This window comes from Rhizobium sp. AC27/96, from assembly GCF_001692325.1.
Classification (GTDB): Bacteria; Pseudomonadota; Alphaproteobacteria; order Rhizobiales; family Rhizobiaceae; genus Rhizobium.
The window spans coordinates 177590-190615 of sequence record NZ_LXKN01000002.1; the positions used below are offsets into that span (position 1 = coordinate 177590).

Annotated in this window: 10 protein-coding genes; 8 read left to right on the forward strand and 2 right to left on the reverse strand. The window is 60.1% G+C overall.

What is annotated here, in order from left to right:
- The first annotated feature begins 135 nt into the window (after nucleotides 1–135).
- Together A6U86_RS07610 and ade are read left to right on the forward strand one after the other, a co-directional pair.
- Nucleotides 136–1464, forward strand: coding sequence for an aspartate aminotransferase family protein (locus A6U86_RS07610; RefSeq protein WP_068388674.1), 1329 nt, complete (start codon nucleotides 136–138; stop codon nucleotides 1462–1464).
- 95 nt (nucleotides 1465–1559) lie between these two features.
- The gene (gene ade, locus A6U86_RS07615) at nucleotides 1560–3257 is read left to right on the forward strand and encodes an adenine deaminase (protein WP_068388488.1); all 1698 of its coding nucleotides are present in this window, start codon (nucleotides 1560–1562) and stop codon (nucleotides 3255–3257) included.
- 30 nt (nucleotides 3258–3287) lie between these two features.
- Here ade and A6U86_RS07620 read toward each other — a convergent pair whose 3' ends face one another.
- Complete coding sequence (locus A6U86_RS07620) at nucleotides 3288–3962, reverse strand: hypothetical protein (protein ID WP_068388491.1); 675 nt, start codon at nucleotides 3960–3962, stop codon at nucleotides 3288–3290.
- A gap of 557 nt (nucleotides 3963–4519) precedes the next feature.
- The gene (locus tag A6U86_RS07625) at nucleotides 4520–6166 is read right to left on the reverse strand and encodes an alpha-glucosidase family protein (protein WP_068388493.1); all 1647 of its coding nucleotides are present in this window, start codon (nucleotides 6164–6166) and stop codon (nucleotides 4520–4522) included.
- Nucleotides 6167–6459: 293 nt separating this feature from the next.
- On the opposite strand from A6U86_RS07625, the gene A6U86_RS07630 reads away from it, so the two are divergent.
- From A6U86_RS07630 to A6U86_RS07655, 6 genes are all read left to right on the forward strand, one after another.
- Entirely contained in the window at nucleotides 6460–8040 is a 1581-nt protein-coding gene (locus A6U86_RS07630; RefSeq protein ID WP_068388496.1) for a peptide ABC transporter substrate-binding protein, read from the forward strand.
- A gap of 48 nt (nucleotides 8041–8088) precedes the next feature.
- Nucleotides 8089–9012: an ABC transporter permease subunit gene (locus A6U86_RS07635; protein ID WP_068388499.1), complete on the forward strand. Its 924-nt coding sequence runs from the start codon at nucleotides 8089–8091 to the stop codon at nucleotides 9010–9012.
- Nucleotides 9009–9926, forward strand: coding sequence for an ABC transporter permease (locus A6U86_RS07640; RefSeq protein ID WP_068388501.1), 918 nt, complete (start codon nucleotides 9009–9011; stop codon nucleotides 9924–9926). Before A6U86_RS07635 ends, A6U86_RS07640 begins: the two co-directional genes overlap by 4 nt.
- A 1-nt stretch (nucleotide 9927) precedes the next feature.
- Entirely contained in the window at nucleotides 9928–10923 is a 996-nt protein-coding gene (locus tag A6U86_RS07645) for an ABC transporter ATP-binding protein (RefSeq protein ID WP_068388504.1), read from the forward strand.
- Complete coding sequence (locus A6U86_RS07650) at nucleotides 10916–11902, forward strand: ABC transporter ATP-binding protein (protein ID WP_068388507.1); 987 nt, start codon at nucleotides 10916–10918, stop codon at nucleotides 11900–11902. Before A6U86_RS07645 ends, A6U86_RS07650 begins: the two co-directional genes overlap by 8 nt.
- A gap of 93 nt (nucleotides 11903–11995) precedes the next feature.
- On the forward strand, nucleotides 11996–12910 hold the full coding sequence (locus A6U86_RS07655) for a sugar kinase (RefSeq protein ID WP_141683651.1): 915 nt from the start codon (nucleotides 11996–11998) through the stop codon (nucleotides 12908–12910).
- Nucleotides 12911–13026: the final 116 nt, after the last annotated feature.

The window sequence follows — 13026 nt, forward strand, 5'->3', positions numbered from 1 at the left end:
GCCCTTCCCATTCCGGCCACTATCTTTGCCTTGACGCCAAAAGGCCGGCTGATAATTTGACCAGGCAGTAAATATAATCACGCGACGTCACATCGCGATCGGGAAATGGCCCCCGAATGGCCATTGGAGAACAGCATGTCGGACCGTTTGAATGCCACCCCCAACGATTTGCGCGCCTTCTGGATGCCGTTTACGGCCAACCGTCAGTTCAAGAAGGAACCGCGCCTCTTCGTCAGCGCCAAGGATATGTACTACACCACCCACGACGGTCGGCAGGTACTGGACGGAACGGCAGGGCTATGGTGCGTAAACGCAGGACACTGCCGGCCGAAAATCACCGAGGCCATTGCCCAGCAGGCAGGTGAGCTCGACTATGCCCCCGCCTTCCAGCTCGGCCACCCCAAGGCATTCGAGCTGGCGAACCGGCTGGTGGATATCGCCCCGGATGGCCTCGACCATGTGCTTTATACCAACTCCGGATCGGAATCGGTCGAAACGGCCCTGAAGATCGCGCTTGCCTATCACCGCGTGAAGGGCAACGGTTCACGCACCCGTCTCATCGGTCGTGAGCGCGGCTACCACGGCGTCAATTTCGGCGGCATCTCCGTCGGCGGCATCGTCACCAATCGCAAGATGTTCGGCACGCTGCTGACCGGCGTCGATCACATGCCGCACACGCATGTTCCCGGCAAGAACGCCTTTACGCGCGGTGAGCCTGAGCATGGCGGCGATATCGCCAGCGAACTGGAGCGCATCGTCACCCTGCATGACGCCTCCACGATCGCAGCCGTCATCGTCGAGCCGGTTGCCGGCTCCACGGGCGTGCTCATCCCGCCGAAGGGCTATCTACAGAAGCTGCGCGAAATCTGCACCAAGCACGGCATCCTGCTGATCTTCGACGAAGTCATCACCGGCTTCGGCCGTCTCGGCACTCCGTTTGCTGCGCAATATTATGATGTCAAGCCTGATATCATCACCACGGCCAAGGGCCTGACCAACGGCGTCATCCCGATGGGTGCGGTTTTCGTTACCTCCGAGATCCACGACGCCTTCATGCAGGGACCCGAACACATGATCGAGTTCTTCCATGGCTACACCTATTCCGGCAACCCGATCGCATCGGCAGCCGCCCTTGCGACGCTCGACACCTACAAGGAAGAAGGCCTGCTGACGCGCGCAGCCGAGCTTTCGGACTACTGGGCCGATGCGCTGCATTCGCTGAAGGACTGCCCGAACGTCATCGATATCAGAAACACCGGCCTGATCGGCGCCATCGAGCTCGACCCGATTGCCGGCGAGCCCACGAAGCGTGCCTTTACGGCATTCCTCAAGGCCTATGAAAAGGGTCTGCTGATCCGCACCACCGGTGACATCATCGCGCTCTCGCCGCCGCTGATCATCGAGAAGCACCACATCGACGAGCTGTTCGGCAAGCTTCGCGAGATCTTGCAGAATAATATCTGAGGCATAGGCTCCAATACATCAACGCCCCTCTTACCCCCTTCTGATTAGACAGAATGGCCGGGTATGAGGGGCGATCCATATGCGAGGAATGAACAATGACCACCAAACTCGAACGCTATATCGACCAGGGCGTGGGCCGCGAGCCGGCGGATATCGTGCTGAAGGGCGGGCGGTTTTTCGATCTGGTGACGGGAGAGCTTGTCGCCTCCGATATCGCCATCTGTGGTGATCGCATCGTCGGCACTTGCGGCGAATACAAGGGCCGCGAAGAGATCGACATAACGGGCCGCATCGTCGTGCCGGGCTTCATCGATACGCATCTCCACATCGAATCCTCGCTGGTAACGCCGCATGAATTCGACCGCTGCGTGCTGCCCTATGGTGTCACGACAGTCATCTGCGATCCGCACGAGATCGCCAATGTGCTCGGCACCGAGGGCATCCAGTATTTCCTCGACTGTTCGCTGGAAACCATCATGGACATCCGCGTCCAGTTATCCTCCTGCGTACCGGCGACGCATCTGGAAACCTCGGGCGCCGATCTGCCGATCGAAAAGCTGCTGCCCTTCCGCCACCATCCGAAGGTGATCGGCCTTGCCGAGTTCATGAATTTCCCGGGCGTGATCCACAAGGATCCCGTCTGCATGGTCAAGCTCGAAGCCTTCCAGGGCGGCCATATCGACGGCCATGCGCCCTTGCTGCGCGGCAACGATCTCAACGGCTATCTCGCCGCCGGCATCCGCACGGAGCATGAATCGACCACCGCCGAAGAGGCATTGGAGAAGATCCGCAAGGGTATGCAGGTGCTTGTGCGCGAAGGTTCGGTCTCAAAGGACCTGCATGCGCTGATGCCGATCATTACCGAGCGCCTGTCGCCTCACCTCGCGCTCTGCACCGATGACCGCAATCCCCTCGATATCGCCGAGCAAGGCCACCTGGACTATATGATCCGCAACGCCATCGCGCATGGCGTCGAGCCACTGGCCATCTATCGCGCCGCATCCATCTCGGCTGCACGCGCCTTCGGCTTGCGGGATCGCGGACTGGTGGCGCCTGGCTGGCGTGCCGATCTCGTCATCATCGACAGCCTTGAGAATTGCAAGGCAGAGACTGTCTTCTCCGCCGGCCGCCGCGTCACCACCGAACTCTTTGCCACGCGCAAGCCCATCGCGCCGGTCGGTCTCGACAGCGTTAGGGCTCGGCCGATCAATGCCGCCGACTTCGGCGTGCCTGTCACGGAGGGCGAAAGCTCGGTCATCGGCGTTACCCCCGGCAAGATCATCACCGAACATCGCCGCTATCGCCTGCCCACCAAGGGCAACCAGACCGATATCGATCTCGGCAACGACGTCATCAAGGTCGCCGTCATCGAGCGCCACGGCAAGAACGGCAATCATGCCAATGGCTTCGTCCAGGGTTTTGGGCTGAAGAAGGGCGCGATCGCCTCGACCGTCGGCCATGACAGCCACAATATCTGCGTCGTCGGTGTCAGCGAGGATGACATGGCGCTGGCCGCCAATCGCCTCAGCGACATCAATGGCGGCTTCGTGGTTGTGGAAAACGGCGTCGTCACCGGCGAGATCGCACTGCCCATCGCCGGCCTGATGAGCCTCGAGCCCTACGAGAGCGTGCGCGACACGCTGCATCACTTGCGCCAGGCAGCCTATGCCCTGGGCGCAACGCTGGAAGAGCCTTTCCTCCAGCTTGCTTTCCTGCCCCTGCCCGTCATCCCGCATCTGAAGATATCGGACAGAGGCTTGGTCGATGTCGACAAGTTCATGCTGATCGGCTGATCAGTCGCCTAGATCTTGGGCAGCCCGATATCAGGGCAGCCTAATTTCAAACGTCACCATGTATTGGCTGTAATTCGGAACAACCGGCGGCTTGTCGAATGAGTAGGACGTCATCCGCGGCGGCGTGGATGGCGGCTTCACGTCCGGCCTCCAGGAAGCCTTGATGGTCACTCTTTCGGAGGCACGAAAGGAAAGATCGAGCTGACGATCCTTATTGGCGCCATCCCTCGACCGTTTGCCCGCCAAGGACCATTTGTCCCAGGTGGCGTTCACGCTCTCTATGGTCTGGGTGCCCTTTCGTTCATAGCCGCCGCCCAGCGACGCATTGCCGTCCTTGGCCGTCAGCGTATAGGCTTGTCCGGTAACTTTGCCGTCGAAATCCGTCGTGACGGTCGCACCGCCTTCCAGATAGCGTTTGCTGTCATCGCCCAGGCGTGCATGGACATCGAAAATGATGGTCTTGTTGCCGACATAGACGCCGACATTCGGATTGGCGCCGTTCGTTCTAAAGCCGATATCGCTTTTGGCTTTCGTGTCGAGAACGATTGGGCGCTCCGTGGTTGGGAAATACTTTGCCAGCAAATCCTGCTGCGGCTTGGTCGGAGCGACCGGCTTGCCAAACGGGTCGAACGCACCCATCACCGTGCAGCGACGGCCGCTGACCCAGCTGTTGACGGCAAAGATGAGAGATCCGTCGTCCACCATCCCCGCGACGCCCTGATGAAGGCTGTTGTTGAAATTGTAGCGACCGCAGCATGAGAGCGAATTCTCGCTTGCCGCCTCAAAAGAACGACCGGTAAAAACGACCCCCGACGGTAATCCTCCCGCCTTGTCTCCACCCAGAATAGGGCAACTGGAGAGCGGTATCAGATGAAAACGATCCAAGTCAGTTTGCGGCGTCTGGCCCAGCGGCCTCGTAAGCGGTGCTAATCCCATATTTGACCTGCCATTCTTCGATGTGTTGACGATGGGGGAATATGGACATTGCGCGAATGTCCTACCGTTGATTGGCTCCGTTGCAATCTTGATGCGATCTTTGCGTGTCAGATGCAAAAAACTAGGTAGGCAAGCCCATTTGTCCAGTCGGAAAATTCCCGCCCGCTAAAGTAGAGCAAAATTCTCTAGGCTGGCCTTGCAAAGCCAAGGACATCGGTTACGGGAGGTGTCTATTGCTTTTCTCGCAGCAGGAATACGGCTGGCGAAATCAGGTCAGCGACTAGTGTCGCCCTCATCAGGCCGACGACAGCCAGCTTGCGGATTGATCACACAGCCTTCCCGCAAAATACATCGAGCGCGGCCAGCGTTATGACCTTGCCGGCATGAGCAGCGCCAAAGCCCGGCATCGGCACGGTGTTCGCTATCGCAATTCCTGCCGGCAAGGTGACCTTCACCGGTTTGCGGGAAAGATTGAAAACAAAGAGCAGCGCCTCGTTGCCTTTTTGGCGCGTGAAGGCGAGTATATCTTCTTCGGTGTCGAGGAAGGTCATGTCGCCATCGCGCAAGGCGGCATGCTCCTTGCGGAAGGCCAGCGTCTGCCGATAGTGATGCAGCACGGACGCCTCTTCCGCCTCCTGCTTGTCGACGGCAAGCGCCGCATGCTGGTAGGGCACCGGCAACCATGACTTGTCGGCGGTCGTGAAGCCGGCATGGGCACGGCTTGCCTCCCAGGGCATGGGCGTGCGGCATCCATCACGCCCCTTGAAGGCCGGCCAGAAGCGAATGCCGTAGGGATCGCGCAGATCCTCGAAGGCAAGCTCCGCCTCGGGAAGACCGAGTTCTTCGCCTTGATAAAGGCAGATCGAGCCACGTAGCGTCGAGAGCAACGAAATCGCCAGCTTGGCGACGCGCGGCTGCTCGGCCTCCGTCTCGGCAAAGCGGCTGACATGGCGTTGCACGTCATGGTTGGAAAACGCCCAGCAGACCCAGCCGTCGACGACATTGTCCTGGAAATCGCTGACACACCGGCGGAAATGCGCCGGGGTGAAATCCGGTCCGAGCAGATCGAACGTGTAGCACATATGCAGCTTGTCGCCGCCGCTCGTATAGGCGGCTACCGTCTGCAGCGAACGGGCACCATCGCCCACCTCTCCGACCGTCGTGCGATCCTCATACTGATCGAGCAGCGCGCGGAACCGCTTCAGAAAGTTGACATTTTCCGGCTGCGTCTTGTCGTAGAGATGGTTCTGCATCCCGTAGGGATTGCTCTCCGGCGCATCGAGGCCCCCCGTCGCAACGAGTGCCGGCGGGTTATCCCGCAGCTTCTTGTCGCAGAAATAATAATTGACGGTATCCAGACGGAAGCCATCGACGCCGCGCTCGAGCCAGAATTTCACGGCGGCCAGCACCGCGTCCTGAACGTCGGAGTTGTGGAAGTTCAGGTCCGGCTGCGAGGTCAGGAAATTGTGCTGGTAATATTGGCGGCGCACGCCGTCCCATTCCCAACCCGGCCCACCGAAGATCGACAGCCAGTTGTTCGGCGCCGTGCCATCCGGCTTCGGATCGGCCCAGACATACCAGTCCGCCTTCGCATTGTCACGACTTGTCCGGCTCTCCACGAACCAGGGATGCTGGTCCGATGTATGGGAGATGACCTGATCGATGATGACTTTCAGCCCAAGCTGGTGCGCTGCGGCCATCATTTCATCGAAATCGGCAAGCGTTCCGAAAATCGGATCGACATCGCAATAGTCGGCGACGTCATAGCCCATATCGGCCATTGGCGAGGTGAAGAACGGCGCCAGCCAGATCGCATCGACCCCGAGTGCGGCGATATGAGGCAGGCGGCGGGTGATCCCCTTGATGTCGCCGAGCCCGTTGGCATCGGTATCCTGAAACGACCGCGGATAGACCTGATAGATCACTGAGCCGCGCCACCAGTCGGCTCCAGCCGCCTTCTTCGTCGATGTCATCAAACCGCCTCGATATCGCACAAGGCCTCCCAGTTTGCACACTCAGCCGCGACCGGCAAGCAGCAATCCGCCCACCGCTGAATCTCAACCATGACAAGCGTAAATTCGCAGTATCAATTTTAGAGAATTATCAATATGAAAACTGTCACACCAAGCCTCTGCGTCTTTTAGGGGCTTGAAAGCGACGTCGCTTTAGATAACTTCCCGCCTTGACCTGCACGTACGGGTCACCTGCGGGATCAAAAACAGCCTTGTAAAACAAGGATAATAACTCCAGAAAGGTGGGAAAACATATGACTCATTTCACCCGAAAATTTATCGCTGCGGCTTTCGTCAGCACCATATTGAGTGTTTCCGCGCATGCCGCGACCCTCAATATCCACAACGGCGGTGACCCAACATCGCTCGACCCGCAAAAAATTTCCGGCGACTGGGAAAACCGTATCGATGGCGATATTTTCGAAGGTCTGGTGACCGAAGATCCCAAGGACAACCCCATTCCGGGTCAGGCTGCGAGCTGGACCATTTCCCCCGACCAGAAGGTCTATACCTTCAAGCTGCGTGACGGCATCAAGTGGTCCGATGGCCAGCCTGTGACAGCACAGGATTTCGTTTTCGCCTTCCAGCGCCTGATGGACCCGAAGACCGCCGCCCAGTACGCCTATCTGCAATACACGATCCTGAACGCGGAAAAGATCAACAAGGGCGAGATCAAGGATCTGACCCAGCTCGGCGTCAAGGCGATCGACGACAAGACGCTCGAAATCACCCTTGAAAACCCCACCCCCTACTTCCTCAACGCCTTGATGCATTACACGGCCTATCCGCTGCCTAAGCATGTTGTTGAAGCCAAGGGCGACCAATGGGTCAAGATCGGCAATATCGTCACCAACGGCCCGTACAAGCCCACCGAATGGGTGCCCGGTTCGCACGTCAGCATGGTCAAGAGTGACCAGTATTACGACGCCAAGGACGTGAAGATCGACAACGTCAATTATTACACGCTGGAAGACCAGGCAGCCGCGCTGAAGCGCTACCGTGCCGGCGAATTCGATATCCTCACATCCTTCCCGGCCGACCAGTACGACTGGATCCAGAAGAACCTGCCCGGCCAGGCGCATGTGGTGCCGTTCCTTGGCACCTACTATTACGTCTTGAACTCCACCAAGCCGCCCTTCAGCGACAAGCGCGTTCGTCAGGCCCTTTCCATGGCCGTCAATCGCGAAGTCATTGGTCCGAAGATCCTCGGCACCGGTGAATTGCCGTCCTACTCCTGGGTACCGCCGGGCACGGCCAATTACGGCGACCCGGCCTATGTCAGCTGGAAAGACGAGCCCTACAAGCAGAAGGTCGAAGAGGCCAAGAAGCTTCTGAAGGAAGCAGGTTTCGGCCCTGACCATCCGCTGAAGGCACAGCTGCGCTACAACACCAACGACAACCACAAGCGTATCGCAGTTGCGATCGCCGCAATGTGGAAGCCGCTCGGCGTTGATATCGAGCTCTACAACACCGAAACCAAGGTGCATTACGATGAAATGCAGCGTGGTGAGGTGCAGATCGGCCGTGCCGGCTGGCTCGCCGACTATAATGATCCGATCAACTTCCTGAACCTTCTGTCCACCGGCGTCGAGATGAACTACGGCCGCTGGAGCAACAAGGATTACGACGCTCTGATCAAGCAGGGCAATGAAGAGATCGATCTGAAGAAGCGCGCCGAGATCTACAAGAAGGCCGAGCAGCTGGCCCTCGATGACAGCGCCGCGATCCCGATCTACTACTACGTGTCGCAGAACATCGTCGCCCCGAAGGTGCAGGGGTTCGTCGATAATATTCAGGACATTCACCGCACTCGCTGGCTGTCCATCAAAGAATAATAGGAAAAGGCCCCGCCGGCGCTTGCTGGGCGGGGCCTCAACGCACCCATGTTCCGTTACGCTCTCCGTCGTCTGCTGTCGACAATCCCCGTCTTGTGGATTGCCGTGACAGTGTGTTTTTTCATTCTGCGCCTCGCTCCCGGCGGCCCATTCGATGGCGAACGGCCATTGCCGCCGGAAGTCAAAGCCAACCTCGCGGCTCACTACAACCTCGACAAGCCCCTGGTTGAGCAATACCTGATCTATGTCGGCGACGTCATGAAGGGCGACCTTGGCCCCTCCTTCGCCAATCAGGATTTCACCGTCACCCAGCAAATCATGTCGGGATTTCCCTACACGCTGACCATCGGCGGTTCCGCCTTCGTGCTCGCCACGATCCTCGGCGTCTTCATAGGCTGTCTTGGGGCGTTGTATCAGAACCGCAGCGCCGACTACTGGCTGGGCGGAGGCCTGCTCATCGGTCTCGTCATGCCGAGCTTCCTCATCGCCCCGATCCTTCAGCTCATCTTCGGTAACACGCTCGGCTGGCTGCCGGTGGGTGGCTGGGGCGACGGTTCGATCCGCTTCCTGGTGCTGCCCATCATCGTTCTGACGCTGCCGCACGCAGCGCGTATTTCCCGCCTCATGCGCGGCTCGATGATCGAGGTTCTGGGTCAGAACTTTATTCGCACGGCCAAGGCAAAGGGGATCGGCCCGCGGCTCACTATCATGCGCCACGCGTTGAAACCGGCCATGATGCCAGTCGTCTCCTATCTCGGTCCGGCCGCCAGCTACCTGCTCACCGGTTCGCTGGTCGTGGAGAGCATCTTCGGTCTCCCCGGCGTCGGCCGCTACTTCGTCGGAGCGGCGCTTAATCGCGATTACGGCATGGTTCTCGGCACGGTCATTTTCTACATGGTTCTGATCGTGGTCCTCAACCTGCTGGTCGACATCGCCTATGCCTGGCTCGACCCGAAAGTGAGAATGCGATGATCCTCAATTCCGCCAAGAGAGAATTGCTGGAAGCGGAATTGCTTTCAGCAGAAGGGCTTGCACCCAAGGGGCGCTCCCTCACCGGCGATGCGATGCGCCGCCTGCTGCGCAACAAGGCTGCGGCACTGTCGCTGATCGTGCTGGCCGTACTGGTTCTGGTCGCCATATTCGGCCCGTATTTCCTGCCCTTCAACTATGAGGATCCGGACTGGAACTCCTTCCGAGGCGCTCCGGACTTCGCAGTCGGTCACTATTTCGGTACCGACGGCAACGGCCGCGACCTACTGTCGCGTACGCTCTACGGCACCCGCGTTTCGTTGACAGTCGCCCTGGTGGCGACGCTCGTCTCCGTCGTCATCGGTGTGCTCTATGGCGCCGTCGCCGGCTATTTCGGCGGCCGCGTCGACGCCATCATGATGCGCTTCGTCGATATCATGTACGCGCTCCCCTACGTCCTCTTCGTCATCCTGCTGATGGTTATCTTCGGCCGCAACGTCTATCTGCTGTTCGCAGCGATCGGCGCGCTCGAATGGCTGACCATGGCCCGCATCGTTCGCGGCCAGACCTTGTCCATCAAGCAGCGGGAATTCATCGAAGCGGCGCGCGCCTCGGGCCAGCGATCGTTCAAGATCATCCTCAAGCATATCGTGCCCAACCTCGTCGGACCGGTCGTCATCTATGCGACGCTGACCATTCCCGAGATCATCGCTACGGAAAGCTTCCTCTCCTATCTCGGCTTCGGCGTGCAGGAACCGCTGACCTCTCTCGGCACATTGATCGCCGAGGGCTCGGCCGGCATGGAAACGACCCCCTGGCTGCTGTTCTTCCCCGCTGGTTTCCTGATCGCGCTGCTGATGAGCCTGCTCTTCATCGGTGACGGTCTTCGCGACGCTTTCGACCCGAAGGATCGCTGACATGACAGACACGCTTCTCGAACTCAAAGATTACTCCATCACCTTCCGCACACCGGAAGGCGAAGTTGCCGCCGTCTCCAAGCTGAACCTGAAGATCGGCCGTGGCGAGCGCGTCGCCGTCGTCGGCGAATCCGGTTCCGGCAAGAGCCAGACCTTTCTCGGCCTGATGGGCCTGCTCGCCAAGAATGGCCGCACCAGCGGCCAGGCACTGCTCGACGGCAAGGACATCCTTCAGCTCAAGCCGCGCGAACTCGACCATGTCCGCGGCAAGGACATGGCGATGGTCTTCCAGGACCCGATGACGGCCCTCAATCCATCGCTGCGCATATCCAGACAGCTGACGGAACAGCTGGAAGTCCACGGTGGCTTGACTGCACGCGCGGCTTCAACTGCGGCACTCGATATGCTGAAACGCGTCGGCATTCCTGACCCGAGCCGCCGCTTCAACCTCTATCCGCACGAGCTTTCGGGCGGCATGCGTCAGCGTATCGTCATTGCCATGGCGCTGCTCACCAAGCCGAAGCTTCTGATCGCCGACGAGCCGACAACCGCGCTCGACGTTACCATCCAGGCGCAGATTCTCGATCTTTTCAATGAGTTGACGGCAGAAATGCATACGGCTCTTGTGATGATCACCCATGACCTCGGTGTCGTCGCAGGCCTCGCCGATCGCGTCGCCGTCATGTATGCGGGACGCATCGTCGAGGAGGCGCCGGTCGATGAGCTGTTCGAAGACCCGGCGCATCCTTATACGGCAGCGCTGCATGCCTCGATCCCACGCCCCGACCAGGATGTCGACGATCTCGCTGTCATTCCCGGCCGGCCGCCGAACCTGATGCACCTGCCACGCGGCTGTGCCTTCTCGCCGCGCTGCGCCCATGTGGAGGACAACTGTCTCGACGCGGCGCCACCGCTCGACCGGCTGGCGCCACAGCGTTGCGCGGCCTGCTTCCATCCCCTTTCGGCTAATCAGGAACGGAGCCTCGTCCATGGCTGAGCAAACGCTTCTGAAGGTCGAGCATCTCACAACCGAGTTCGAGCTTCCGTCCAAATCCTTCTTCAAGCCGCCGATGATCCTGACCGCGGTCAACGATGTCAGCTTCGAGCTGAAGACCGGGCGCACGCTTGGTATCGTCGGTGAATCCGGTTGCGGCAAGTCGACGCTCGGCCGCTCCATCCTGCGGCTGATCCAGGCGCAAAAGGGCCGCATCATGTGGCAGGGCGGCAATCTTCTCGATCTCACCGACGAGGAGATGCGCGCCGCGCGCCGCGACATGCAGATCATCTTCCAGGACCCGATCGCCTCGCTCGATCCGCGCATGACCGTCGGCGATATCATCGCCGAGCCGCTCACCGTCTTCGAGCCGAAACTGTCGAGAGCCCAGCGTCAAGATCGCGTCCGCGAGATCATGGCGGCGGTCGGCCTGGTGCCGGAGATGATCAATCGCTATCCGCACGAGTTTTCGGGCGGCCAGGCGCAGCGCATCGGCATTGCCCGTGCCGTCATCACCCGGCCGAAGCTCATCATCTGCGACGAGCCGGTTTCGGCGCTCGACGTCTCGATCCAGGGGCAGGTCATTACCCTCCTGCGCCGTCTGCGCAAGGAGTTCGGCCTGACGCTGATCTTCATCAGCCACGACCTTTCCGTCGTGCGCCTGATCTCGGACGACGTGCTGGTGCTCTATCTCGGCAAGGTGGTGGAAGCCGGCGACGCCTCGACGGTCTTCGACCATCCGGCCCATCCCTATACGCAGGCCTTGTTCTCCGCCGCGCCCATTCCCGACCCGAAGCTGGCGCGTGGCCGTGAGCGCATTCGCCTGCAGGGCGACCCGCCCTCGCCGCTCAATCCGCCGCCCGGCTGCGTCTTCTCGCCGCGCTGTTGGAAGGCGACGGATATCTGCCGCACGAAGATGCCGCCGACCGAGCAGGTGCGCCCCGGCCAGACGGCCGCCTGCTACCATATGGACAGACCCTAGCACGTCAAAAGTGGGCGGCACCCGCTGCCGCCCACCTTGCCCAAGCTGCCGCTTACGCGTATGCAGCAGCAAGACAAAGTGCAGGAGGAAGACTTGGGCGGGCGTTTTCTATCGATCGGCGAATGCATGGTGGAGCTGTCGCAGGCCGATGACGGCCATCTGCGCAAAGGCTTTGCCGGCGACACGTTCAACACGGCCTGGTATGCCCGCGCCTGCCTGCCAGCCGGCTGGTCGATCGATTATTTCACCGCCCTCGGCGATGACGGAATGTCGGACGAAATGGTGGCTTTCATGAGCGCCGCCGGCATCGGCACCGCGCAGATCCGCCGCCTTCGTGGCAAGACACCCGGCCTCTACATGATCAACCTGAAGGACGGCGAACGGACCTTCAGCTATTGGCGTGATAGTTCCGCGGCCCGCCAGCTCGCCACAGACGGCGATGCGTTGCGCACGGCAATCGAAGCCTCCGACGTCCTCTATTTTTCAGGCATTACGCTGGCGGTCCTGCCACGCGAGGATGCCTACACACTGCTGGCCGAGCTCCGTCGCGCCAAGGCCGTCGGCAAGATCGTTGCCTTCGATCCCAATCTGCGCCCACGCCTCTGGTCCAGCCTGGACGCCATGCATACGTTGATCGCGGATGGCGCCCGCGCTTCGACACTCGTGATGCCGAGCTTCGACGATGAAGCCGCGCATTTCGGCGACGATTCGATTAGCGGCACCATCCGTCGGTATCGCCAGTACGGAGCCAATATGGTCATCGTCAAGAACGGTGCCGACGGCGCGACCATCGGCATCGACACCGAAGAGACACTTGTTCCCGCAGTCAAGGTCGCCAAGCTGGTCGACACGACAAGCGCCGGCGACAGCTTCAATGGCGCGTTTCTGGCTCATTACCTGCAGCATGACGATCCGCTGGCCGCTGCTGGCTTCGCTGCGGAAATCGCCGCGAAAGTCATTCAGGAACACGGCGCCCTCGTCTCCCCCAAGAAGCTGAAAGTCGCCTGATCGGCGCTGTAATATTTCCATCATGGACACCCCCCACAATAGAGTGGGCGCGGGAATCATGTTTGAAGCACCGCAATCGCTTGCACCGCCATCATGAGGATGCGGTGCGGATGGGT

What these genes read in the sequence shown, in the direction of transcription:
- A6U86_RS07610 (WP_068388674.1), top strand. Translation starts at nt 136, where the DNA reads ATGTCGGACCGTTTGAATGCCACCCCCAACGATTTGCGCGCCTTCTGG.
- ade (WP_068388488.1), top strand. Translation starts at nt 1,560, where the DNA reads ATGACCACCAAACTCGAACGCTATATCGACCAGGGCGTGGGCCGCGAG.
- A6U86_RS07620 (WP_068388491.1), bottom strand. Translation starts at nt 3,962, where the DNA reads ATGGTGGACGACGGATCTCTCATCTTTGCCGTCAACAGCTGGGTCAGC.
- A6U86_RS07625 (WP_068388493.1), bottom strand. Translation starts at nt 6,166, where the DNA reads ATGACATCGACGAAGAAGGCGGCTGGAGCCGACTGGTGGCGCGGCTCA.
- A6U86_RS07630 (WP_068388496.1), top strand. Translation starts at nt 6,460, where the DNA reads ATGACTCATTTCACCCGAAAATTTATCGCTGCGGCTTTCGTCAGCACC.
- A6U86_RS07635 (WP_068388499.1), top strand. Translation starts at nt 8,089, where the DNA reads ATGTTCCGTTACGCTCTCCGTCGTCTGCTGTCGACAATCCCCGTCTTG.
- A6U86_RS07640 (WP_068388501.1), top strand. Translation starts at nt 9,009, where the DNA reads ATGATCCTCAATTCCGCCAAGAGAGAATTGCTGGAAGCGGAATTGCTT.
- A6U86_RS07645 (WP_068388504.1), top strand. Translation starts at nt 9,928, where the DNA reads ATGACAGACACGCTTCTCGAACTCAAAGATTACTCCATCACCTTCCGC.
- A6U86_RS07650 (WP_068388507.1), top strand. Translation starts at nt 10,916, where the DNA reads ATGGCTGAGCAAACGCTTCTGAAGGTCGAGCATCTCACAACCGAGTTC.